We start from the raw sequence: 24,802 nt of genomic DNA, 5'->3' as shown, positions 1-24,802 counted from the left end.
CCCCGATCGTCGAAACCCCCCGTTTACACCCGCGCGGCGCCTGCTCGCGCGTGCGCCTGACGCGATTCGCACGCGCAAAAAAAAAGCGCGATGCCAGCACTGGGCATCGCGCATCAAACGGCGTGGAGCGCCGACGAATGATCGGTGATGAAGAAAGGGACGCCCGGTTAGGGACACCCCGGCCGGCGGGCGGCGCCTCCTCGCGCGGCCCGGTCAGGCCTTCGCGAGCTTGATGCTGGTCTGCTCGGCCGTCAGGTAGCCGACGCTCGCGCCGAAGCGGTCCTTGAAGTTCGCGCGCACGAGCGGGTCGAGCGTCGGCTTGACCTTGTCGTGCAGCGGCGATTCCCAGTCGCCCGCGTGCTGGAAGTTGCTCATGATGTACGTCCAGCCGTTGATCTCGTCGACCGCGTGCAGGCCCGTCGATTCCGCGCCGGCCGGGCACGACAGCACGCGCACCAGCGACTTCGTGTCGACGTTGTACGCCCACAGGAAGTTGTTCACGTGCATGCCCGAGTCTTCGCCGATGAAGAGCGTGCGCAGTTTTTCGGAGAACTTCAGGTTGTCCGGGTTCGCGATCTTGTCCGGGTTCGCGAGGTTGCCGAGCCCGTCGGCCGCGGCGAGATCCTCGCCGACGAGCGCGGCCGGCGCGCCCATGTCGACCGGCACCCATTCGCTGTCGATCGCGCTGCCCGTCGTGTCGCGCTGGCTGCCCTTCAGGTTCAGCGCATAGACGGCGCCCGCGGCGATCTTCTTGTCGACCGCGACGTCGCGCGACGCCGCATTGCCCTTGACCATCGACGTCTCGATCCGCGACATCGCCGTGTAGACGATCTTGTCCTTCGCGTTCACGGTCGTGCCTTCGAGCTTCGTGAAGCCCATGCTGCCGCCGAGCAGTGCCGCATAGCGGTGCGTCTCGAGGAACGCGGCCGCCTTTTCCATCCCCGGCTTCACGCGCATCCAGTTGAACTTGCCGCCGAAGTGGATCTTCGTGTAGCTCGCATCGTTCGGGTCGGTGGTCACCAGGTCCATGATGTCCGACGCCTTCAACGTGTTCGCGAGCGCTTCGATTTCGCCGCTCGTCGCGTGGCCGATCCTGATCCACGTGAGCGTCGCGGTGCCGGCGCCGGCCGACGAGGTCTGCGTCCACTTCGCGACATACAGCGTGCCGGCCGACAGGTCGGCGGCCTTGTCGGCGACGAACATGAACAGGCCGCCGTTGGTGGCGTCGTCACCCATCATCACGGTGCGCTGGTCCGGCATCACCTGGATCAGCTCGTGCGAGATGCGGCCGAGGCAATAGTGCTTCTTCACGGTGCCCGTGCCGTCGGGATTCACGGTGATCTCGGGCAGGTGGCCGTAGTGGTAGGGGTTCGCCTTCGTCTCGTCGCCGAACGTGTTCCTGCTGAACGCCTTGAACTGCGCGTCGGTCGCGGCCTTGGTCGCGTCCGGCTCGTACTCCTCGCTCGACAGGTGCGTGCTCCACGGCGACAGGCTCGCGCCGCACGTGATCCACAGGCCGTGCGCCTTCGACGTGTCGACGTTGTGGTACTTGACGACCTTCAGCGCGCCGTTGGCCGGATCCTGGTCGAGCGTCAGCACCGCGATCGGCGACGGCAGCTGGCCGTACTGCGATGCGCTCGCCTGGTCGCGCGTCGTGTATTCGAACTGCACGACGGCGAACACCGTGTTGCCTTTCACGCCGGGCACGTTCGCGTTCTTCAGCGTCAGCAGCGAGCTGCCGTCCGGGCAGTCGGAATAGAACTGGCGCTCCTTGCCGGCAACCGAGCGGTCGATGATCGGCTGGTTGTTGATGTCGTAGTAGCCGCCCGCGAGCGTCGTGCCGCCCTTGCCGTCCGGCACCATGTCGCCCGTCACGAAGAACGGCCGGTACGCGAGCTTGAAGTTGCGCGCCGAGCCGTCCGAGAACGACACCGACAGCGTCGAGCCGACCGTCGTCGTGGCCATCGCGGCCGCGTTGTCGAGCGTCGGGGCGGCCATCGCCGAGAACGTCGCCGACGTGTACGCGGCGGCGACCGGGGCCGGCGTCGACGCCGGATTGTCGTCGCCGCCGCAACCCGTCAGCAGGGCCGGCAGCGCGAGGCCGGAAAGGGGAAGCATCGGCGCGCCGGCGAGGATCTTCAGGGCCTGACGACGGGAAGCATTGGGCAACGCGGGCATGTGGAGTCCAGTTTCAGTTGTTGGAAGAATGGCCTTCGCGAAGCAGGCGCTCGGCAAGCGTCGCGAAGGCAAATTGAAAACTGGACGGAAGTGTAAGGACGCTCGATGAAAGTTTTTTGAATTGAAAACGTAATGGCGGGCCGGGCGTTCGTCAGGGGCTCAATCGCGCTCGGGCGTCGCCGAGATGCGGTGGATCGACAGGTCCGCGCCGTCGAACTCGGCTTCGCGGTCGAGGCGCAGCCCGACGGTCGCCTTCAGCGCACCGTACACGAGCGTGCCGCCCGCGGTCGCGATCGCGATGCCGCCGAGCGTGCCGACGAGCTGCGACATGAGCGACACGCCGCCGAGGCCGCCGAGCGCGGGCAGGCCGAACACGCCGGCCGCGAGGCCGCCAAGCGCGCCGCACATGCCGTGCAGCGGCCACACGCCGAGCACGTCGTCGATGCGCCACTTGTTCTGCACGCAGGTGAACATCGCGACGAACAGTGCGCCGGCAGCCGCGCCCGTGACGAGTGCGCCGATCGGGTGCATCACGTCGGAGCCCGCGCATACCGCGACGAGGCCCGCGAGCGGCCCGTTGTACGTGAAGCCCGGGTCGTTGCGGCCGGCCATCCACGCGGCGAGCGTGCCGCCGACCATCGCCATCAGCGAGTTCACGGCGACGAGGCCGCTGATCTTGTCGAGCGTCTGCGCGCTCATCACGTTGAAGCCGAACCAGCCGACCGCGAGCACCCACGCACCGAGCGCGAGGAACGGGATGTTCGACGGCGGGTGCGCGGCGATCCGGCCGTCCTTCGCGTAACGGCCGTGGCGCGCGCCGAGCAGCAGTACGGCCGGCAGCGCGACCCAGCCGCCGAACGCGTGCACGACGACGGAGCCCGCGAAATCGTGGAACGGCGCGCCGAACGCGTGCGCGAGCCAGGCCTGCACGCCGAAGCGTTCGTTCCACGCGATCCCTTCGAAGAACGGATAGATGAAGCCGACGATGATCAGCGTCGCGACGAGCTGCGGATTGAACTTCGCGCGCTCGGCGATGCCGCCGGACACGATCGCGGGAATCGCCGCCGCGAAGGTCAGCAGGAAGAAGAAGCGCACGAGCGCGTAGCCGTTGTGCTGGGACAGCGTGCCGATGTCGTCGAAGAACTCGACGCCGTACGCGATCGTGTAGCCGATGAAGAAATACGCGAGCGTCGACACCGAGAAGTCGACCAGGATCTTCACGAGCGCGTTGACCTGATTCTTCTTGCGGACCGTGCCGAGTTCGAGAAAAGCAAAGCCCGCGTGCATCGCGAGCACCATGACGGCGCCGATCAACAGGAACAGTGAGTCGACGCCGGATTTCAGACCATCCATGCCGTGGCTTCCTTGCGCAAAAAATGGGCAAGGAATGCAAATATCGAGCCAACTTGGTGATCCGCCGCATGGAGTTGGTGCCCGTGCGCCGCGTGGTGAGGCATTCCGATGGATCGTGCACGGGAAGAGGGCGTGACCGACGCGAGCCGAGCGCGATGCCTGATGCACGCACGTGGTGCGGCGCGTACGGAACTGGTGCGCGTGACGAGCCGGTTGATGCGGCGTGGTGCGCGATGGTGCGCGGCGGCGCACCAACCGGCGCGTTAGTGGCGCATTAGTGGCGCGTGAACAGCTGGGGCGGCCGGCGCAGCCGCAGCGCGCACGCCGACCAGTAGGCGGCGACGGTTGTCAGCCCGAGCGCGGCGAACGCGAGCGCCGCGAAGCCCGCGAGCGACTGGCCGTCGCCGTCGGGGCCGAGGATGCCTTGCGCGACGATCAGCGCGGCGGTCCAGAAGCCGATCACGGCCTGCGCGAGCAGGCGCGCGGTTGCGACGCGGCGCGGGCGCCCGGATTCGGCCAGGCGGTGCGCCGACCGCGGGCGCAGACACAGGAACAGGGTGGCGGCGAGCAATGCGGCCAGGGCGATGAGCCAGTCGACGAGGAAATCCATGAGAAAAAGGGGGCACGTCCGAAGCGGGTTGAAGCGTGCCCACTTTAGAGTCCTCGCGTGTGCGATTGAATCAGACGAGTCCGAAATTGAAAGCCATTTTTAATGGCGGGACGTGATTGGCCCTGTTCAACAGGCGGTATCATCGACGTCGGTCCAACCACGAGGCCGCGCCACGCGCGGCCGGAGATTGCTGATGAAGATGAAGACTTCGCGGGCGCGTCGCGTGCCCGGGTCCGTACTGGCGGCCGTGGCCGCCGGTGCGCTGCTGTTGCTCGCGGGCTGCGAGAAGTCCGGTGCGCCGGTCACGCAACCCGATACGGCCGCGAGCGCGGCCGCCGATGCCGCGAACAATGCGGCCAAGGCGCTCGACCAGGTGGCGAGCACCGTCAACCAGCAGATCAACGCCGCGAAGGCCGGCATCGCGTCCGCGGCGTCGGCCGTGCCGCCGCTGTCCGCGAGCGGCCTCGCCTCCGCCGCGCAGGCGCAGATTGACGCGGCTGCTTCCGCGGTCGTCGCGCATGCGGCTTCCGAAGCCGGCGCGAAGATCGCCGAAGCCGGCAAGAAGCTGCAGCAGTGGAGCCAGCAGAATGCGTCGGGCGCCAAGCCCGCGAGCGGAGAGTGACGCGGGCTTGCATGATCCACGAAATGTAATTATGATAGTTACACATGTCGCCGGCCGCAGGATGGGCCGGCGTCGTCAAGTGAGTGAGGAATGAATACCAGCAGCCGGTTCGCGTTTGCCGTCCACGTGCTTGCCTTGCTGTCGATGCAGGAAGGCGTGCCGCTGTCGTCCGACATCATCGCGGGCAGCGTGAACACGAATCCGGCGCTGATCCGCCGCTTGCTGTCGATGCTGGCGGCCGCCGGGCTGACCACGTCGCAGCTGGGCGCGGGCGGCGGTGCGCTGCTGGCGCGCGAGCCCGGCGCGATCACGCTGCTCGACGTATATCGGGCGGTCGACGATGCGCAACTGTTCGCGCTGCACCGCGAGGCGCCGAATCCCGCGTGTCTCGTCGGGCGGCACATCCAGGGCGCGCTGACCGACTACATCGGCGACGCGCAGCGCGCGATGGAAGCCTCGCTTGCCACGCGCACGCTGGCCGACGTCACGGCCGACGTGCTGGATCTGGAGCAGCGCACGCAACATGAGGCGCGCGCCGGCGGGTAACCGGCGGCAGGGCAGGAAGCCGGACGGCGCGTTTGCGCGGCGACCGGCGCAACGGGGGCTTTGCCCCGTTTTTTTTCGGTCTTATCTGTAATTGACTTTGTTACATATTTTGCTTACTGGAGAATCGACATGACGCAACGTACCCTGAATATCGCGCTGTTCGGCGCCACCGGCACGATCGGCTCGCGCATTGCCGCGGAAGCCGTTCGACGCGGTCATCGCGTGACCGCGCTGTCGCGCCATCCCGGCGCGGCCGGCGACGGCATCACCGCGAAGGCGGCCGATCTGTTCGACGCGGCCAGCATCGCGGCCGCGCTGCCGGGTCATGACGTCGTCGCGAGCGCGTACGGCCCGAAGCAGGACGATGCGACGAAGGTCGTCGCGGCCGCGAAAGCGCTGGTCGCCGGAACCCGCCAGGCGGGCCTGAAGCGGCTCGTGGTGGTGGGCGGCGCGGGTTCGCTCGAAATCGCGCCGGGCAAGCAGCTGGTCGACAGCGAAGGCTTTCCTGAAGCGTACAAGGCGCAGGCGCTCGCGCACCGCGATGCGCTCGGCTACCTGAAGACGGTCGACGACCTCGACTGGACGTTCTTCGCGCCGGCCGCGATGATCGCCCCGGGCGAGCGCACGGGCACGTTCCGCACGGGCGTCGGCAAGCTGATCGTGGATGCGCAGGGCAACAGCAGGATCTCGACGGAAGACTACGCGGTCGCGTTCGTCGATGCGCTCGAGCAAGGCAGCTTCGTGCGCGAGATCGCGACGGTCGCGTATTGAGCGGCGCGCCGGCCGGCGCGTGAGCATCGGGCCGGCCGCGACGTGCAGGAACGCCAGGCGATTCCACCTTGACGGGCGGGATCGCCTGTTTCGTCTGGAGCGGGCCGCGTGCCGGCGGACTCACCCGTCCCGCGCGTGTACCGGATCGGTATTTATACCGGTCGACGCGGCGAGGCGGTTTTCATATTGTTCCCCGTTGTGCAGGATGAATAGAATAAATTTCTATCTACGAGGGACTGGAGAAATGGACGCCATCGATCGCAAGCTGCTGGAGCTGTTGCAGGCGGATGCCACGCTGCCGATCGCGGAACTGGCACAGCGCGTGAACCTGTCGCAGACGCCGTGCTGGAAGCGCGTGCAGCGGCTCAAGGAAACCGGCGCGATTCGCGCGCAGGTCGCGCTGTGCGATCCGCGCAAGCTTGGGGTCGGCACGACCGTGTTCGTCGCGATCCGGACGAACCAGCACACCGAGGAATGGGCGCAGCGGTTCACGCAGGCCGTGCGCGACATGCCGGAAGTGGTCGAGGTGTACCGGATGAGCGGCGAGACCGATTATCTGCTGCGTGTCGTGGTGGCCGGCATCGACGATTACGACCGCGTCTACAAGCAGCTGATTCGTACGGTGCCGCTGTTCGACGTCAGCTCGTCGTTCGCGATGGAGCAGATCAAGTATTCGACCGCGCTGCCCGTGCGCGACCTTGCCGAGCCGGCGTAGCGCGGCAATGAAACGGCGCGGGCGTGCAGCGCGCCCGCGGGTTCAGCGGCCGCGCGCCAGTGCGCGTGCGCGCTCGTCGGCCAGTGCGTCGCGGCGCACGAAATCCGCGACGAACGGGCTGGCCGGATGGTGATGCAGTGCGTACGGCGTATCCCATTGCGCGAGCTGGCCATCCTTCATCACGCCGATCCGGTCGGCGATCGCGAACGCTTCCGCCTGGTTGTGCGTGACGAGGAGCGCGGTGTGGCCCGTGCGTTTCAGGATGTCGCGCAGCTCGAACGCGAGCCGCTCGCGCGTATCGACGTCGAGATTCGAGAACGGCTCGTCGAGCAGCAGCAGTTCCGGTGACGGCGCGAGCGCACGGGCGAGTGCGACGCGTTGCTGCTGGCCGCCCGACAACTCGTGCGGATAGGCGCTGCCGGAATCGGCGAGGCCGACCAGATCGAGCATTTCCGCGACACGCATGCGCCGTTCGGTCTTCGGCATGCGCTGCAAACCGAACGCGACGTTGTCGGCCGCGCTGAGGTGCGGAAACAGCGCGTAATCCTGGAACATCATGCCGATGCGGCGCCGCTCGGGCGGCACGTCGAGCGACGGCGCCGCGACGGGCGCGCCGTCCAGCACGATGCGCCCCATGCGCACCGGTTCGAAGCCGGCGATCGCGCGCAGCACGGTGGTCTTGCCGCAGCCCGACGCACCGAGCAGGCAGCCGATGTCGCCGCGCGGCAGCGCGAGGCTCAGGCCGTCGACCACCGTGCGGCGGCCGTGCGGCGTGTCGTAGGCGAGGCAGAGGTCATCGAGTTCGAGCAGGTTCACGGTGTCAGGCTCCGATCTTGTGGCGGGTGCGGGCGAGCAGGATCACGGGCACGAGCCCGGCCAGCACGATCGCGAGGGCGGCGACCGCGCCTTCCTCGTAGGTGCCGCGCGCCGCTTCCGCATACAGCCAGGTGGCGAGCGTGTCGAAGTTCAGCGGACGCAGCAGCAGCGTCGCCGGCAATTCCTTCATGGCGTCGACGAACACCAGCAGTGCGCTCGTGGTGAGCGCGGGCCGCAGCAGCGGCAGGTGCACGCGGCGCAGCGTGCCGCCGGCCGTTTCGCCGAGCGAGCGCGCCGCCTGTTCCAGCGACGGCGGGATGCGCGCGAGGCCGGCCTCGATGCTGCCGGTCGGGATCGCGAGAAAACGCACCGTGTAGGCGATCACGAGCGCGGCCGCCGAGCCCATCAGCAGCAGCCCGTCGCGGCCGAGTGCCGCGCCGAACAGCCGGTCGGCCGCCGCGAACGGGATCAGCAGGCCGATCGCGAGCACGGTGCCGGGCACCGCATAACCGAGGCTCGCGATTCTCGCGCACACGCGGGCCGGGCCCGCGCCTGCGCTGTCGCGTTGCGCGCGCGCGGCCCATGCGACGACGAGCCCGCACGCGAGTGTCGCGACGGTGGCGGCGGTGGCGATCGTCAGCGTGTTCGCGAGCCCCGTCATCAGTTGCGCGGACACGCCGCCGACGAGATGCAGCCGCTTGGCCGTCTCGACCGCGAGATACGCGGCCGGCGCGCCGAAGCCGAGCAGCACGGGCAGCCAGCCGAGCACGGCGGCGCCCCATGCGGCCGTGCCCGTCAGGCGGCGCGGCGCAATCGGCCGCATGCGCCGGCCGTGCGCATAGCGCTGGCGGCGGCGCCCGTAGCGTTCGAGCACGATCATGCCCACGACGATCGCGAGCATCGCGAGCGCGATCTGTGCTGCGCCGGCAAGATCGGACCGCGTGATCCATGTCGTGTAGACGGATACCGTCAGCGTCTGCACGCCGAGGAATTCCGATGCGCCGATATCGTTCAGCGTTTCGAGCAGCGCGAGGCTCACGCCGACCGCGATCGCGGGCCGCGCGAGCGGCACGACGACGCGCCAGAACGTGGCGATGCGTCCCGCGCCGAGCGTACGCGCGGCTTCGAGCAGGCTCGCGGACTGCGTGACGAACATCGCGCGCGTGCTCAGGTAAACATAGGGATACAGCACGAAACCGAGTACGAAGATCGCGCCGGGCAGCGAGCGCAGGTCGGGCAGGCGGAACTGGCGCGGGCTGTCGAAGCCGAGCAGCCAGCGGATCGCGCCCTGTACGGGGCCGATCGGGTGCAGCAGGTCGAGATACGCGAACGCGACGATGTAGGTGGGAACCGCGAGCGGCAGCAGCAGTGCCCATGTGAGCACGCGGCGGCCGGGAAAGTCGTATGCGGTGACGAGCCACGCGCAGCCGGTTCCGACGATCGACACGATCGTGCCGACGCCCGCGAGCAGCAGCAGCGTATTGACGAGCGCCTGCGGCAGCACGAATTCGGCGAGATGCCGCCAGTGCGCGAGATCGGCGTCGAACGCAGCGGCCACGAGCACCGCGAGCGGCGCCGCGACCGCCGCGGCGATCGCCAGCGCCGCGAGCAGCCACAGGCTGCCCGCGCGCGGCAGCAGGCGCGGCCGGCACGCCACGCGGCGCGCGCCGGCGGTGGTTGCGTCAGTTGTCAAAACCGACCTTGTCGACGAGCTGGCTCGCCTGCTTGCGATGCTTCGCGATGTCCGCCAGCGGCAGCGGGTCGATCTTCAGCGTGCCGAAGCCGGCGATCACCGGATCGAGTTTCACGTTCGCGCGCACCGGGTATTCGTAGTTCGCCTGCGCATACAGCGCCTGCGCTTCCGGCGACACGAGGTATTCGAGCAGCTTCACCGCGTTGGCCTTGTGCGGCGCGTGCTTCGCGACCGTCGCGCCGCTGATGTTGACGTGCGTGCCGCCGCTCTTCGCGTTCGCGAACGTCGGCCGCACGACCTTGATCGCATCGCCCCACTTGCGTGCGTCGCTGCCGGGCTCCGCATTCTTCATGTGGCCGACGTAGTAAGCATTCGCGAGGCCGACGTCGCAGATGCCGCCGAGGATGTCGCGTGCGACGTCGCGGTCGCCGCCCGTCGCCTTGCGCGCGAGGTTCGCCTTCACGCCGCGCAGCCACTTCTCGGTCGCGGCTTCGCCGTCGTGCGCGATCATCGCCGCGACGAGCGCCGTGTTGTACGGATGCTGGCCCGAGCGGATGCAGACCTTGCCCTTCCATTTCGGATCGGCGAGATCCTCGTAGCGGAACGCATCGACCTTCAGGTCCTTCTCGACGTACAGCACGCGATCGCGCAGCGACAGCGCGTACCAGTCGCCGTTCGCGCCGCGCAGGTTCGCGGGAATCGCGTCGTCGAGCGTCTTCGAGCGCACCGGCTGCGTGAGCCCGCCGTCGACGAGATCGAGCAGGTTGCCGACGTCGACCGTCATCAGCACGTCGGCCGGCGACTGCGCGCCTTCCGCCTTCACGCGCTCGAGCAGGCCGTCCTTCACGAACACCGTATTGACCTTGACGCCGCTCTGCTTCGTGAACGCTTCGATGAGCGGCTGGATCAGCTTCGGTTCGCGGGTGGTGTACAGGCTGACTTCCTCGGCCGCGTGGGCCAGCGGCGCGAAGGCAGCGGCGGCAAGAGCGAGGGCGCCGGCGAGCGGCAGCAGGCGGGTGCGCGGATTCGACATGAAGACTCCGGAGGGGCAGGTGGACGAAGGGAGCGTTCCGGGGCGCGCCTGCCGCTCGAGCGACCCGGAATATTACAAAATGAAAGACTCGGGATTCTAGATCGAAATGGGAACCGTTATCAAATGAAAGATAACGACAGGCAGGCGGAGGACGGGAAAGGGGAGCGGAAACGGGGCGTCGCGGGACGGGCGCAAGCGCGTAGAATGCCCGCTTCGATGAATTTGACGGAGTCGCCCCGACCATGAACGATCAGCGCAAGAAGAACCCAGTCCGCAACGTGAGCATCCTGATCGTCGTGGCCGTGCTGCTCGTGATCGGGACGATCCTGTACAACGCGATTTCGCAGAAGCACGCGTACGACGAAGCCCATCCGGCCGAGGCCGCGAGCGCCGCGTCGCACTGACGTGCCGATGCGCGGCCCGGCGGGCCGCGCGCGTGGCGTCGAGGTGAAGGGGACGAGTGCCCGGCTGTTGGCGCGGCAGATGCCGCGCGGAGCCGGGAACGAAGCGGGCGCCGGAACCGGCGCGCCGCGTACGCAGATCAGCCGTGCGTCAACGTGACGCAGGGGCGAATTTCGGGCGGATCCGTGCGTAGAACACGACCGCGAGCAGCGCGAGCCACGCCGCGCCGACATACAGCGCGACACGCGTGTCCTCGAACCAGCCGAGCATCACGATCACGAAGCCCATGAACGCGATCGTCAGCGCCGGCGCGACCGGCCACAACGGCACCTTGAACTTCAGCGCCGCGACTTCGGCGCTCGACAGCCGGCGGCGCATCGCGACCTGCGACAGCAGGATCATCAGCCAGACCCACACGGTCGCGAACGTCGCGATTGCCGCGACCATCAGGAACACGTCCTTCGGCATCAGGTAGTTGAGCAGCACGCCGGCGAGCAGCGCGACCGCCATCACGAGCACCGTGACCCACGGCACGCCGTGCCGCGAGGTCGTCATCAGCACGCGCGGTGCCTGGCCCTGGCGCGCCATCCCGAACATCATCCGGCCCGCGCCGAAGATGTCGCTGTTGATCGCGGAGATCGCCGCGCTGATCACGACCAGGTTGAGGATCGTCGCGGCCGACTTCACGCCGAGCGCGGAGAAGATCTGCACGAACGGGCTGCCGTCGCTGCCGACACCCGTCCACGGGCTGATCGACATCAGCACGACCATCGTCAGCACGTAGAACAGCAGGATGCGCGCGGGCACCGCGTTGATCGCGCGCGGAATCACCCGCTCCGGATCCTTGGCTTCGCCGGCGCTCATCCCGATCACCTCGATCCCGCCGTACGCGAAGATCACGACCGACAGCGACGCGATCAGCCCGCCGACGCCGTTCGGCAGGAAGCCGCCATGGTTCCACAGGTTCGCGAACGTCGGCACGTCGGCCGAATGGCCGAAGTGCATGCCGGTCAGCAGGATCGCCACGCCGCCGCCGATCATTGCGACGATCGCGCCGACCTTGATGATCGACAGCCAGAACTCGAGTTCGCCGAACACCTTCACGTGGCACAGGTTCAGCCCGCAGATGATCGCGACGACGCCGAGCACCCAGATCCATTGCGGGACATCCGGAAACCAGAAGCCCATGTAGATGCCGAACGCGGTGATGTCGGCGATCGCGACGATCACCATTTCGAGCGTGTAGGTCCAGCCGGTGACGAAGCCGGCAAACGGGCCGAGGTTCTCGGTCGCATAGTGGCCGAACGAGCCGGCGACGGGTTCGCGCACGGCCATCTCGCCGAGCGCGCGCATCACCATGTAGACGGCCGCGCCGCCCAGGATGTACGCCAGGATCACGGCCGGGCCCGCGAGCTGGATCGCGGACGCCGAACCGTAGAACAGGCCCGTGCCGATCGCCGAACCCAGCGCGAGAAAGCGGATGTGCCGCGCGCTCAGGTGGCGCTGCAAGTTTTTCATCGTGTCTCCGATATCGTTATGCGACGGACCGGGCGAGCGGGGCCGGTCCGATTGCGTCAAGTTGTCTATACAACTTGATTGTGAACGAATGATAACAAGCCGGGCCGGATGACCGGAATCGGGTATTCCCTGACTGGCGCGACGGGCGCAACAGGGGGCAGGGCGGTCGCGCATGGAAGGCGCGGGCCGCCTGGAACGCTCGGGTCATGCTTCGGGGATCGCTGAATCGGGTAGCGCCGGTGGCCGATCCGCGGCATGCGCGGGCCGGCCACCGGCGGGGTAAAGCCGCGGTCAGGCGGGCAGGCGGATCACGCTCGCATCCTTGCGGATCAGCAGCGACGACGCGAGCATCTGCTTGCACTGATGTGCGAGTACCTTCAGGTCGTGCGTGAGCTCGGCACCCACCGCATCGGATTTCTCCGCGGACACGACCATCGCGTCGAGGTCGCGCGTGATCTGCTTCGACGCGTCGAGCTGATCGGCGGGCGGCGGCTCGCCGGCCTCGGCCTTCTCGAGATTGTCGAGCACGGCGGCGAGGCCGCGGTGCAGCGCATCGTCGTGAAGGATGTTGCCGTCGGCTGCGCAGGCCGTGCGGATCAGCGGCGCGGCCGCCGTGATCTGCGCGCCGAGCACGTGGGTCTGCACGAGCAGGTCGTTCAGTTCCGGCACGAAGCGCTGGTGCGCCTTCGGCTCGATCATCATCCGCTGGAACGCCTGCCCGAGATTCGCAAACGCGATGTGTACGTCCTTGCGCGCGAGGCGGTAGCGGTAGTCGTCGTCGAGGGTCGTGGCCGGCGCCTCGATGGCCGCGGCGACGACCGGCACGACGGCCGCGCCGTCGGCGGCCGGCACGGGCGGCGGCGACACGCCGCGCCCGGCCCGCCACACGGCCTCGAAATACTTGCGGGTCGCGGTGAGCATGTCGGCCACCTGCTTGCCCATCAGCCGGTATTCCCAGTACGGGAACAGCCGGCTCGCGGCGATCGCGATCATGCAGCCGACCACGGTGTCGATCGCGCGCTCGCCGATGATCCGCATGCTGCCCGGCGCGAGCAGGTGGAACATCAGCAGCACGTACGACGACGTGAACACGACGCTCGCCGCGTAGTTGAACAGCAGCAGGCTGTAGCTCATCACCATCGACCCGAACATGATCGCGATCAGCAGGTGCGGCTCCTTCACCGTGTAGATCAGCGCGATGCTCGCCGCGCAGCCGATCAGCGTGCCGATGATCCGCTGCGCGTTGCGCTGCTTGGTGAGCGAGTAGCCGGGTTTCAGGATGATGATGGTCGTCATCACGATCCAGTACGCGTTCGTGAGCGGCAGCAGCCGGCCGAGCCAGAACCCGACCGCCACCGCGATCGTCACGCGCAGCGCGTGGCGGAAGCTCGGGGAACGCATGTTCAGGTTCGAGAAGATCAGGAGCGGCGACATCCGGCGGCGCTGCAGGAAGCGCGTGAGCGCCTTGTCGATCTTCAGTTCGGTTTGCTGCGGATCAGCGTGGCCCGACAGGTTGCGGCGCATCCGGTCGATCAGGCGCGTCGCGCTCCAGATGCGCCGGAACGTGGCGAGCACGGCCGCATACGCCTCCGCGTTGGTGGCCGGGAAGTTCTTCTTGCGCATCAGCTCGATCTCGTACTCGATCGCGCGCAGCTCGGCCTTCACGCTGATCCGCGAATGCGGGGCGCGGTTTTCGAGCACCGCGAGGCCGATCTCCTCGAGATCGGCGGCCGCCTTGCCGATCAGGTCGCGATAGAAGATGATCAGGTCCGAGCCGCCGAACGTGTTGCGCACCAGCGGGTAATCGGTGTGCGCGCCGACGAACAGTTCGTGCAGGTCGACGCTGTTGATGAACAGGTTGTACATCGTCGTGCGGCCGGGATCGAGCTTGCCGCGGCGCAGCTTCGGCAGGTTGCGCAGCACGATGTCGCGCGCGGTTTCCTGGGTTTCGACCGCCGTGATCTGCTTGGCGACGAGATTGCGGTAGCACTCGTCGAGATCGGCATCGAGGTCGTAGAACTGCGCGCGCGCGAGCAGGTAGTCGGCGCAGGCGAACAGGCTCTCGGCCAGCGCCTGCTGCTCGATCCGGCGCGCCTGCCATCGCGACACGAGCGTGGCCCAGTACGTGTACCAGAGGCCGCCCGCGAGAATCCAGCCGGCGTTGATGAACGCCTGCAGCGGCGTGAACTTCTCCTCGAGCGTCATCACCATCATGAACAGCGTCGCGAAGCTGATCTGCGGCCAGCGGTTGCCGTAGACGACGATCAGCGACAGCACGAAGGTGAGCGGCACGATGGTGAGCCACAGCACGAAGATGTTCGGTGTGGCAAGGCCGGTCGCGAGCGCGGCCAGAAAGCCGATCACGCTGCACGCGAGCATTTCGTTGTGCTTGTACTTGAGCGGGCCCGGCATGTCGACGACGCAGGCGCCGAGCGCGCCGGTCGAGATCGTGAAGCCGAGCTCGCGGTTGTGAAACACGATCAGGCACAGCACGGCCGGCAGCGAAACGCCGACCGCGATCCGCAGGCCGCCGAAAAAGTACTGGCTGTAGAAAAACTTTCTGATTTCGACCGAATAGCGCATCGATGGACTGAATGGCAGACGAAGACGCCCGGGGCGGCGTATTGACTGGCGACGAGTCTATCGTATTTCGCGGTCCGCAAAACCTGGCTTTCCGGCCGAGGTTCGCGGAGGCGGTCCATTTGCTATCCTTGGTGATCCTGTTCGCCCGGCCCTGCCCGCGCGAGGTTCCGACGCCTGCTTCATGCTCCATCTCTTCTATTCGAACCGTCACGAAACGCTGGCCGACGCGCTGCTCGAGGATCTGGCCGCGTTCCCGGCCCGCAACGGCCCGTGGGCGCCGCAACAGGTCATCGTGCCGAGCGCGGCGCTGCGCCGTCGCCTCGAGCTCGACATCGCCGCGCGCAACGGCGTATGCGCGAACGTCGAGTTCACGTATCTCGCGCAATGGCTGTGGGCGCAGATCGGCCGCGTGCTGACGGTGCCCGCGCGTTCGCCGTTCGCACCCGACCGCCTCGTGTGGCGCTGCTACCGGCTGTTCGCGCAGGCATCCGACGGTGCGCCGTGGCTCGCGTCGCCGCGGCTGGCCGCGTATCTGTCCGCGTCCGACGATGCGATGCGCTACGAGCTTGCCCACCGCGTCGCGGCCGTGCTCGACCATTACCTGACCTATCGTCCCGAGTGGCTCGCCGCGTGGCAGGCCGGCGAGTCCGTGCTCGCGGGCGACGGCGCGCCGCGCGGGATCAGCGACGCCGCGCGCGACGACGAGCGCTGGCAGGCCGCGCTGTGGCGCGCGCTGCTCGCCGAGCTGAGCGACAGCGGCACGCCGCCGGCGCACCGCTTCCTCGTCGAGGCGCGCCATCTCGATCCCGAAACCGTCGCGCGCGCACGCACGCACTGGCCGGAATCGGTCAGCGTGTTCGCGCTGCCGACGATGCCGCCGCTGCACGTCGCGTTGCTGCGCGAGCTGTCGCGCTGGATCGACGTGCGCGTCTATGCGCTGAACCCGTGCCGCGAATTCTGGTTCGACATCGTGACCGCCGCGCATGCCGAGGCGCTCGACGCGGCCGGGCGCCTCGACTACCAGGAGGTCGGCCATCCGCTGCTCGCCGAATGGGGCAGGCAGACCCAGGCGCAGCTGCACATGCTGCACGAACTGACGGAAAGCGCCGCGTCGGGCGACGCGTCGCGTTTCGTCGAGAATCCCGCGCCGACGTGGCTCGCGCGTGTGCAGAACGCGATCCTCGAACTGCGGCCCGAGGCCGAAGCCGGCGATCCTCCGGCCGAGCGCGGCATCGAGGTGCACGTGTGCCACAGCCTCGCGCGCCAGCTCGAGGTGCTGCACGACCGGCTGCTCGCGTGGTTCGACGCCGACGCGAGCCTGCAGCCGTCCGACGTGCTCGTCGCGGTCGCCGATCTCGCGGCGGCCGGGCCGTTGATCGACGCCGTGTTCGGCACGGCCGGCAGTGGCGGTGCACGCGTGCCTTACCGCATCACCGGCCTGCCGCCTTCGCAGGCGAACCCGGTCGCGCGCGTGCTGCTCGACTGGCTCGCGTTGCCGGAGCGGCAGGTCGGTGCGCCCGAGCTGGTCGAATGGCTGCGTGTCGACGCGGTGTCGGCACGCTACGGCATCGACGCGACGGCGCTCGAGACGGTGCAGACCTGGCTCGCGGCCGCCGGCGCGCGGCGCGGGCTGTCGCCGCTCGCGAGCGACGATGCGGCCGTGCCGTCGCCGCGTCATACGTTCTCCGATGCGCTCGCGCGGCTCTTTCTCGGTTATGCGATGCCGGAAGGCGCGGCACCGGTCGGCGCGTGGCTGCCGATCGAAGCGGCCACCGGCAGCGAGGCCGAACTGCTCGGCCGGCTCGCACGCTTCACCGACGACCTCGACGGCTTCGCGCGGCGGCTGGCCGAATCGCATACGCCGCACGGCTGGAGCGAACTGTTCGCCGACACGCTCGCGCGTTTCTTCGATTCGGGCGCCGCGTATGCGGATGCGCTCGCGGGCGTGCGCGACGCGCTCGACGCGATGCTGGCCGCGATGACGGAGGGGGCGCCCGACGAAGCGCTGCCGGCGGCCGTCGTCCGGGCCGGGCTGGCCGCCGCGCTCGACGATCCGGCGCGCGGCGGGGTGCCGTGGGGCGGCGTCACGTTCTCGTCGCTGACGAGCCTGCGCGGGCTGCCGTATCGCGTCGTCTGCCTGCTCGGGATGGACGATGGCGTGCTGCCGAGCCTCGCGCGCGCGGACGAATTCGACCTGATGGCCGTGTTGCCGAAGCTCGGCGATCGCCAGCGCCGCGACGACGAGCGCAACCTGTTTCTCGACCTGCTGCTCGCCGCACGCGACCGGTTGCTGATTGCGTACACGGGCCGCAGCATTCGCGACAACGCGCCGTTGCCGCCCGCGGCACTCGTCGACGAATTGCTCGACCATCTCGCGCTCGTCACGGCAGGCCCCGACGCCGCGCCGGACGCGGTCGATGCCGCGCGGCGCGCGTTCATCGTCGAGCATCCGCTGCAACCGTTCGCGGCCGCGTATTTCCAGCCCGGCAGCGCGCTCGTGTCCTATGACGCCGAGCGGGCGACGCTCGCGTCGCTGCTCGCCGCCGAAGCGTCGCGCGACGGCCCGCGCGAATTGCCGTTCTTCGCGCAGCCGCTGCCGGCCGAACCGGTCGAGCCCGTCGCATTCAGCGAATTCGAACGCTTCTGGCGCCATCCGGCGCGCGCGTTGCTGCGCGGCCGGCTCGGCATCGTGCTTGCCGACGCGCAGGCCGAACTGCTCGATACGGAACCGTTCGCGCTCGACTTCGCCGGCAGCGATGCGCTCGCCGAGCGCGTGCTGCCGCTGCTGATCGAATCGGACGAGGGCGGCGTGCACGATCATGCGCTGCGCATCGCGGACGCGAGCCCCGAACTGCCGGGCGGCGCGACGGGCGCCGTGTGGCGCGACCAGGCGCTCGGCTCGATGACGCAGCTGGCGTCGAACGTGCGTCGTGCGCTGGCCGACGGGATGGAGCGGCGGTCGTTCTCGCTCGCCGTCGTGCCCGCCTGGCCCGATACCGAGCAGGCGTTGTTCGGCGCGCACGACGCGCTGCTGTCGGGCGACGCGGTGAGCGCGCCGCTTGAACTGCACGGCACGCTGAACCGGCTGACGCAGGCCGGGCAGATCATCTACCGTTATGCGAGGCCGAGTGCGCGCGACTACCTGTCCGCGTGGCTTGCGCATCTCGTCTACTGCGCGATCGAGCCCGGCGGCCCGCGCCGCACGCTGTGGTTCGGCAGCGGCGGCGCGTTCGAGCTGACGCCTGTCGCCGCGCCGCTCGAGCAGCTCGCACCGCTTGCCGCGCTGTTTCGCGCGGGGCGGCGCATGCCGCTGCGGTTTTTCCCGCGCAGCGCATGGGCGCGGGTGTCCGACGGCGAGGCCAAGGCCGCGAGTGTCTGGATCAACGAACGGGTCGTGAGCGAAGCCGACGATCCGGCCATCGCGATCGCATGGCGCGGCGCGCATGCGTCGCTCGACGAGCCGTTCGCCACGCTCGCGCGGCTCGTGTTCGATCCGCTCGTCGAGCATCTGAAGGAGGTCGCATGAGCGCCGTGTCGCAGCCGCAGCAGGCGCTCGAACTCGACGTGTTCGCGTGTCCGCTCGATGGCGTCAACCAGATCGAGGCATCGGCCGGCACCGGCAAGACCTGGAACATCTGCGCGCTCTATGTGCGCCTGCTGCTGGAAAAGGATCTCGGCGCGGACGAAATCCTCGTCGTGACTTTCACGAAAGCCGCGACCGCGGAGCTGCACGAGCGGATTCGCGGCCGGCTCGCGCAGCTTGCGCATGCGCTCGACACGGGTGACGACGGCGGCGATCCGTTCATCGAGCGCCTGCTCGAGACGACGCTCGGCGAAGGTGGCGAGCTCGATCCCGAAACGGCCGCGAAACGGATCCGGCGTGCGTTGCGCGCGTTCGATCAGGCGGCCATCCATACGATCCACGCGTTCTGCCAGCGCGCGCTGCAGGAAGCGCCGTTCGCGGCCGCGATGCCGTTCGCGTTCGACATGGAGGCCGACGATGCGTCGCTGCGCTTCGAACTCGCGGCGGATTTCTGGCGCACGCGCGTCGAACCGGCGGCCGCGCGCTGGCCGGGTTTCGCGACCTGGCTCGTCGAATCGGGCGCCGGGCCGGCCGCGCTCGATGCGCAGCTCGCGCGCCGGCTGAAGAAGCCGCTCGCCGCGCTGCGCTGGGACGGCGTGACCGAGCCCGACGAATCGGCCGAGGCCGCCGCGGCCGAATGTTTCGCTGAGGCCGGGCGGATGTGGACGGCCGAGCGCGAAGCGATCGATGCGTTGCTGCGCGCCGCGCAGCCCGCGCTCAACCAGCGTTCGCACAAACCCGAAGCAGTTGCCGATGCGCTCGCCGCATGGGCCGCGCATTTCGCGCAGGGCGACGCGACGGCTGCGCTGCCGAAGGCCGCGCTGAAGCTCACGCGCACCGCGCTCGTGAAGGCGACGAAAAAAGGCGGCGCGACGCCCGAACACGCGTTCTTCGACGTGGCGGACGCGCTCGAGGCGGCCGTGGCGGCGGCTGAAGCCGCGCAACGCGCGCGCTGGCTCGCGCTGATCGCCGAATGGCTCGACATGGCGCCGGGCGAGCTGGCCGAGCGCAAGCGCACGCGGCGCATCGTGTCGTTCGACGATCTGCTGGCGAACCTGTACCACGCGCTGCATGCGCATCCGTGGCTCGCCGAGACGCTGCGCGCGCGCTATCCGGCCGCGCTGATCGACGAGTTCCAGGATACCGACCCGCTGCAGTTCGCGATCTTCGACCGGATCTTCGCGCCGGGCGGCCCGCTATTCCTCGTCGGCGATCCGAAGCAGGCGATCTACAGCTTCCGCGCGGCCGATCTGCATACCTATCTGGCGGCGCGCGCGCGGGCGAGCGCATGCTACACGCTCGCGGTCAACCAGCGCTCGACGCCCGCGATCGTCGATGCGTGCAACCGCTTCTTCATGTCGAATCCGCGCGCGTTCGTGCTCGACGGGCTCGACTATTACGCGGTGCGTGCCGGCACGCGCGTGCGCGCGCCGTTCGTCGACGACACCGATCCGGGCCCGGCAGGCGACTTCCGGGTGTGGGCGTTGCCTGGCGGTGAAGGCACGTTGCTCAAGCGTGATGCGCAGGCACGGGCCGCGCAGGCCTGTGCCGCCGAGATTGCCCGGCTGATGCGGGGCGCGCGCGAAGGGCGCGTTCGGCTCGGCGAGTCGCCGCTGTCGCCGGGCGATATCGCGGTGCTCGTGCAGACGCACCGGCAGGGCAGTCTCGTGAAGCGCGTGCTGGCCACGTGGGGCATCGGCAGCGTGGAACTGGCGCAGGCCTCGGTGTTCTCGACCGGCGACGCGGAGCAGCTTGAACGCGTGCTGGCGGCGATCGATGCGCCGGGCGACCTGCGTCGGCTGCGCGCGGCGCTCGCAGCCGACTGGTTCGGCCTCGATGCCGGCGCACTGTGGCGGATGGAGCAGGGCGACGGTGATGCGTCACACGAAGCGTCCGCGGCTGACAGCGCCGACGCGATGAGCTGGGTCGAGCGCTTCTCGCGGTACCGGCTGCTGTGGCGCGAACGCGGTTTCGCGGTGATGTGGCGCACGTTCACGCGCGAATTGCGGATCGCCGAGCGGCTGATGGCCGGCGCGGACGGCGAGCGTCGCGTGACCGACATCAACCATCTGGCCGAACTGACGCAGGCACGCGCGTCCGCGCAGCCGGGCATCGCGCCGACGCTGCGCTGGCTTGCCGCGCAACGGCTCGACGGCGGCGGCGAGGAAGCGCAGTTGCGGCTCGAATCCGATCGCAACCTCGTGCAGATCGTTACCGTGCACAAGTCGAAAGGCCTCGAATACGCGATCGTGTTCTGTCCGTTCCTGAACGACGGCGGGTTGCGCGAGCCGCCCGCGTCCGCGTTGCCCGATGCGCGCGAATACCACGACGATGCGGGCGACGCGGTGCTGCATTACGGGTGCGACGACGAGGCGGCCGCGCATGCGGCGCAGCAAGCGCTGCGCGAGCAGGCCGCGGAGCGCGCGCGGCTCGTCTACGTGGCGCTCACGCGTGCGGTCTATCGCTGCTACGTCGTCGCCGGGCCGTACCTGTCGTCGCGCTCGACGCGCGAGGCGCGACGCAGCGTGCTCAACTGGCTCGTCGCCGGCGCCGGCCAGTCGTTCGATGCATGGCTCGACGAGCCGCCCGACGAAGCCGCGCTCGATACGGCGTGGCACGCGCTCGCGGGCGGCCCCGTGAGCGTCGCGCCGCTGCCGGCGCCTGCGCGCCCCGAGCGTCTGGCGGCCGGGCACGACGCGTCGCAGACGCTCGCGGCGCGCCATGCGACGCGCGTGCTGCGCGATGCCTGGCGGATGGCCAGCTTCAGTTCGCTGACCGCGTCGATGGCGCGCGAGGAGGCGGGCGTCGCGGCCGTGCCGGATGACGAACTGCGGCCCGACCACGATGCGCTTGCCGCGGTCGCGCCGGATGCCGAGTGGCTGTTGGCCGATACGGTTGCGCCCGAACCGCCGGACGACGACATCCTCGTGTTCCCGCGCGGCGCGGCGGCCGGCGAGTGCCTGCACCGCCTGTTCGAGCTCAGCCGGTTCACGGAGCCCGAGTCGTGGCCGAAGGCCGCGCTCGGTGCGCTGCACGACCGGCCGGTCGAGGCCGGGCCCGAACTCGCGACACGTCTGCCGGCGATGATGGTGCAACTGGTCGATGACGTCGTGCACACCGAGCTCGTGCCGGGCATGCGGCTCGTCGATCTCGATCCCGAGAAGCGGCTCGACGAAATGGGGTTCCTGTTCCCGGCGCCGTCGCTCGACCTGATGGCGCTACGCCGCCTGCTGGTCGCGCACGGCTACCCGGACGTTGCACTGGAGGCGGGCATGCTCGCCGGTTTCATCAAGGGTTTCATCGACATGATCGTCGAACACGACGGCCGCTTCTGGATCGTCGACTGGAAGTCGAACCATCTCGGCACGACGCCGGACGCCTATGGCCCGCGCGCGCTCGACGTCGCGATGGCCGACCACGCGTATCACCTGCAGGCGCTGCTCTATACGGTCGCGCTGCATCGCTACCTGCGCGGGCGGCTGCCCGATTACGACTACGACACGCATGTCGCGGGCTACCTGTACCTGTTCGTGCGGGGTGTACGGCCCGGCTGGCGCAGCGGCGGCGAGCCGGCCGGCGTGCATGCGCGGCGGCCCGCGCGCGCGCTTGTCGACGCACTCGACCGGATGATGGAAGGGGGCCGAGGATGAACGCGCAGGACGATACGCTCGAATTCACCGGCGGCCTCGTCGCGCGGCTGCCCGAGCCCGCCGATTTCGGCATCGCGCTCGCGGAAGGTTTCGCGAGGCGGATCGGCGATCTCGCTCGCCGCGCCGGCGCGCCGGCCGCGGCCGCGCGCTGGGCAGCGCGCGCCGCGTTCGCGACGAGTCGTGCGACGGCAGGCGGCCACGTGTGCGTCGCGCTCGGCGCGCTCGCGCAGCGCTACGAAACACCGCTCGACGAGGTTCGCGCGGCGCTCGCCGCGAGCGGCGTGGTCGCGTTCGGCACGCTCGCGCGGGGCGACGAGCGGCCGCTGATCGTCGACCGCCACGACCACCTGTACCTGTCGCGCTATTTCGACTACGAACGGCGGCTTGCCGATGCGCTCGTCGCGCAGGCCGGTGCGACCGTGCCGGACGAAGGTCTCGCGCCCGACCGGCTGCGCGACAGTCTCGCGCGTTACTTCGGGCCGTCGAACGGCGAAGTCGACTGGCAGCGCGTCGCGGCGATCGTCGCGCTGACCGGCCGCGTGACGATCGTCAGCGGTGGCCCGGGCACGGGCAAGACGACGACCGTCGTCGGCGTGCTGGCCTGTCTGCTCGATGCGCATCCGGGGCTGCGCGTCGCGCTGGCCGCGCCGACCGGCAAGGCCGCGCAGCGGATGCAGGAGGCATTGCATGCGCGGGCCGGCGACCTGCCGCCCGAACTCGCGGCGCGCCTGCCCGATACGTCGTACACGCTGCACCGGCTGCTGGGCGGCGGCGGGGCGGCCGGTTTCCGGCATCATCGCGACAATCCGCTCCCGTACGACCTGATCGTCGTCGACGAGGCATCGATGATCGACGTCGCGCTCGCCGCGCATCTGCTCGATGCGCTCGCGCCGGGCGCGCGGCTCGTGCTGCTCGGCGACAAGGATCAACTGGCCGCGGTCGAGGCGGGTGCCGTATTCGCGGAGCTGAGCGCGCGACCCGCGTTTACCGCCGCGGCGCGTACGCGCATCGCTCAGGCGCTCGGCATCGACGAGGCGGCATTCGTCGCGGCGTTGCCGGTGCAGGACGAGGCCGTGGTCGCAGCCGTTCCCGCTGCGCATCCGGTTTCCGCCGCGGCCCGCGTCCCGGCGCCGCCATCGGCCACCACACGCAAGCCGGCGTCGCGACGGAAGGCCGATGCGAGACAGGCATCGCTCTTCGACGACGAACCGCAGGATGACGAGGTTTCGTCGTCCAACGTCGCGCCGCCGCCGACCGAAACCGGTGAAGCTGGCGATGCAGGCGAGGCCTCCGCATGGATCGAGGTCGACGAACTGGCGTGGCTCGACGCCGTCGAGCTGCCGCCGTTCGACGCAGGCGACGTGGCGCTTGCGTCGATCACATCGAACCCGCCGGGCGAACCCGCCGCCGCGTCCGCCGCGCCCACGCCCGCACCGGCACCGCTCGCCGACTGCGTGGTCTGGCTCGAACGCAACTACCGCTTCGGTCTCGATTCGCCGATCGGGCGGCTGTCGCTCGCGATCCGCAGCGGCGACGTGCAGGCCGCGCTCGACGCGCTGCCCGCCGACGATTCGGCGGCTGCGTCGTTCCATGACGATGCGGGCGAGTCGCTCGCGACGTCGACGCTCGAGCGGCTCGCGCGGCGGTTCGGTGCTTACCTCGACGCGTTGCGCGACGCGCTGGCCGCGCCGGTGCCCGATCCGCTGCCGCTGTTCGACGCGCTCAACCGGTTCCGGATCCTGTGCGCGACCCGCAGCGGCTTGCGCGGCGCGGAGCACGTCAATGCGCTCGTGGCCGCGCACGTGCGCCACGCGGCGCGCGTGCCGCTGGCGGTCGGCGCGCACTGGTTCACGGGGCGGCCGATCATGGTGACGCGCAACGACTACGCGCTCGGGCTGTTCAACGGCGATATCGGCATTGCGCTGCCCGACGCGCACGGCGTGCTGCGCGTGTGGTTCCGGCGTGCGGACGGCACCGCGCGCGCGGTGTCGCCGGCCGCGCTGCCGCCGCACGAAACCGCGTTCGCGCTGACGGTCCACAAATCGCAGGGCTCGGAATTCGACGAAGCCGCGCTCGTGCTGCCGGCATCGTTCGGTCGTGTGCTCACGCGCGAACTCGTCTATACGGCCGTCACGCGTGCCCGCACGCGCGTGCAGGTGATCGGGCCGCGGCGCGTGCTGGCGCAGGCGGTCGCGACGCGCACGCAGCGCGATTCGGGGCTCGCGGCACGCGTCGACGAGGCGCTGGCACGGCGCCGCATGGAGGCGTCGCGATGATGATCCGCTATACGCTCGATCCGGCCGAGGTCGAATGGACGGCCGTGCGCGCGCAAGGCGCCGGCGGGCAGAACGTGAACAAGGTGTCGAGCGCGATCCACCTGCGCTTCGACATCCGTGCGTCGTCGTTGCCGCCTGTCATCAAGGAGCGGCTTCTCGCGCTGTCCGACCAGCGCATCACGCGCGACGGCATCGTCGTGATCAAGTCGCAGGAATACCGCACCCAGGAGAAAAACCGCGAGGCCGCGCTGGCGCGCCTCGATGCATTGATCGCCGGCGTTGCGTTCACGCCGCGCGCACGGGTCGCCACGCGGCCGACGCGCGCGTCGAAGGAGCGGCGGCTCGAGCACAAGTCGCGCCGCAGCGCGGTGAAGTCGGGAAGAGGGAAGGTGATCGACTGACGAATGGTCGGGCGGACGAGCCGCGGGTGCGGCAGCCGGGCGCTCGCACCCG

Annotated in this window: 17 protein-coding genes; 9 read left to right on the top strand and 8 right to left on the bottom strand. The window is 69.4% G+C overall.

What is annotated here, in order from left to right:
- Positions 1-213 precede the first annotated feature (213 nt).
- The 3 genes from ACTJLD_RS08940 to ACTJLD_RS08930 form a co-directional block, all read right to left on the bottom strand.
- Entirely contained in the window at positions 214-2,178 is a 1,965-nt protein-coding gene (locus ACTJLD_RS08940; RefSeq protein ID WP_060206332.1) for a PhoX family protein, read from the bottom strand.
- Between the two features lie 159 nt (positions 2,179-2,337).
- Positions 2,338-3,531: an ammonium transporter gene (locus ACTJLD_RS08935; RefSeq protein WP_200058556.1), complete on the bottom strand. Its 1,194-nt coding sequence runs from the start codon at positions 3,529-3,531 to the stop codon at positions 2,338-2,340.
- A gap of 274 nt (positions 3,532-3,805) precedes the next feature.
- Positions 3,806-4,141: a hypothetical protein gene (locus tag ACTJLD_RS08930; RefSeq protein ID WP_059695496.1), complete on the bottom strand. Its 336-nt coding sequence runs from the start codon at positions 4,139-4,141 to the stop codon at positions 3,806-3,808.
- Between the two features lie 193 nt (positions 4,142-4,334).
- Here ACTJLD_RS08930 and ACTJLD_RS08925 point away from each other — a divergent pair, with 193 nt between their 5' ends.
- The 4 genes from ACTJLD_RS08925 to ACTJLD_RS08910 all read left to right on the top strand — a co-directional run bounded on the left by ACTJLD_RS08925 (position 4,335) and on the right by ACTJLD_RS08910 (position 6,795).
- Positions 4,335-4,763, top strand: coding sequence for a hypothetical protein (locus ACTJLD_RS08925; protein ID WP_021159399.1), 429 nt, complete (start codon positions 4,335-4,337; stop codon positions 4,761-4,763).
- Positions 4,764-4,853: 90 nt separating this feature from the next.
- On the top strand, positions 4,854-5,309 hold the full coding sequence (locus tag ACTJLD_RS08920) for an Rrf2 family transcriptional regulator (protein ID WP_027787952.1): 456 nt from the start codon (positions 4,854-4,856) through the stop codon (positions 5,307-5,309).
- 129 nt (positions 5,310-5,438) lie between these two features.
- Positions 5,439-6,080, top strand: a complete 642-nt coding sequence (locus ACTJLD_RS08915; RefSeq protein WP_060196135.1) for an NAD(P)-dependent oxidoreductase — start codon at positions 5,439-5,441, stop codon at positions 6,078-6,080.
- A 244-nt stretch (positions 6,081-6,324) separates the two neighbouring features.
- The gene (locus tag ACTJLD_RS08910; protein WP_006484401.1) at positions 6,325-6,795 is read left to right on the top strand and encodes an Lrp/AsnC family transcriptional regulator; all 471 of its coding nucleotides are present in this window, start codon (positions 6,325-6,327) and stop codon (positions 6,793-6,795) included.
- 42 nt (positions 6,796-6,837) lie between these two features.
- Here ACTJLD_RS08910 and ACTJLD_RS08905 read toward each other — a convergent pair whose 3' ends face one another.
- Genes ACTJLD_RS08905 through ACTJLD_RS08895 form a run of 3 tightly spaced genes read right to left on the bottom strand, consistent with a single transcriptional unit; the run spans position 6,838 to position 10,337 of the window.
- A complete protein-coding gene (locus tag ACTJLD_RS08905) occupies positions 6,838-7,611 on the bottom strand; it encodes an ABC transporter ATP-binding protein (RefSeq protein WP_440658580.1) in 774 nt (257 codons plus the stop codon).
- Positions 7,612-7,615: 4 nt separating this feature from the next.
- A complete protein-coding gene (locus ACTJLD_RS08900) occupies positions 7,616-9,304 on the bottom strand; it encodes an ABC transporter permease (protein ID WP_440658578.1) in 1,689 nt (562 codons plus the stop codon).
- Positions 9,294-10,337, bottom strand: coding sequence for a Fe(3+) ABC transporter substrate-binding protein (locus tag ACTJLD_RS08895; RefSeq protein WP_060221621.1), 1,044 nt, complete (start codon positions 10,335-10,337; stop codon positions 9,294-9,296). The genes ACTJLD_RS08900 and ACTJLD_RS08895 overlap by 11 nt, the downstream gene beginning before the upstream one ends.
- Positions 10,338-10,579: 242 nt before the next feature.
- On the opposite strand from ACTJLD_RS08895, the gene ACTJLD_RS08890 reads away from it, so the two are divergent.
- Entirely contained in the window at positions 10,580-10,741 is a 162-nt protein-coding gene (locus tag ACTJLD_RS08890; RefSeq protein ID WP_006476417.1) for a hypothetical protein, read from the top strand.
- Between the two features lie 148 nt (positions 10,742-10,889).
- Here ACTJLD_RS08890 and ACTJLD_RS08885 read toward each other — a convergent pair whose 3' ends face one another.
- Both ACTJLD_RS08885 and ACTJLD_RS08880 read right to left on the bottom strand, forming a co-directional pair.
- On the bottom strand, positions 10,890-12,257 hold the full coding sequence (locus ACTJLD_RS08885) for an amino acid permease (RefSeq protein WP_059695504.1): 1,368 nt from the start codon (positions 12,255-12,257) through the stop codon (positions 10,890-10,892).
- Between the two features lie 291 nt (positions 12,258-12,548).
- Positions 12,549-14,840: an FUSC family protein gene (locus ACTJLD_RS08880; protein WP_059695506.1), complete on the bottom strand. Its 2,292-nt coding sequence runs from the start codon at positions 14,838-14,840 to the stop codon at positions 12,549-12,551.
- A 181-nt stretch (positions 14,841-15,021) separates the two neighbouring features.
- On the opposite strand from ACTJLD_RS08880, the gene recC reads away from it, so the two are divergent.
- The 4 genes from recC to arfB are packed head-to-tail and all read left to right on the top strand — an operon-like array spanning position 15,022 to position 24,750.
- Positions 15,022-18,366 (top strand): exodeoxyribonuclease V subunit gamma, encoded by a 3,345-nt coding sequence (gene recC / locus ACTJLD_RS08875; protein WP_440658576.1) that lies wholly within the window; start codon positions 15,022-15,024, stop codon positions 18,364-18,366.
- Positions 18,363-22,073, top strand: a complete 3,711-nt coding sequence (gene recB / locus ACTJLD_RS08870) for an exodeoxyribonuclease V subunit beta (protein ID WP_440658575.1) — start codon at positions 18,363-18,365, stop codon at positions 22,071-22,073. The genes recC and recB overlap by 4 nt, the downstream gene beginning before the upstream one ends.
- Positions 22,070-24,349, top strand: coding sequence for an AAA family ATPase (locus ACTJLD_RS08865; RefSeq protein WP_440658574.1), 2,280 nt, complete (start codon positions 22,070-22,072; stop codon positions 24,347-24,349). Before recB ends, ACTJLD_RS08865 begins: the two co-directional genes overlap by 4 nt.
- Positions 24,346-24,750 carry an alternative ribosome rescue aminoacyl-tRNA hydrolase ArfB gene (gene arfB / locus ACTJLD_RS08860; RefSeq protein ID WP_021162067.1) on the top strand — a complete coding sequence of 135 codons (405 nt, stop codon included), beginning with the start codon at positions 24,346-24,348 and terminating at the stop codon, positions 24,748-24,750. Before ACTJLD_RS08865 ends, arfB begins: the two co-directional genes overlap by 4 nt.
- Positions 24,751-24,802: the final 52 nt, after the last annotated feature.

The organism is Burkholderia sp. 22088, assembly GCF_052045915.1.
Lineage (GTDB): Bacteria > Pseudomonadota > Gammaproteobacteria > Burkholderiales > Burkholderiaceae > Burkholderia > Burkholderia cepacia.
Note: the sequence above shows the minus strand (reverse complement) of the source record. Positions and strands in the feature narration are given on the sequence as shown.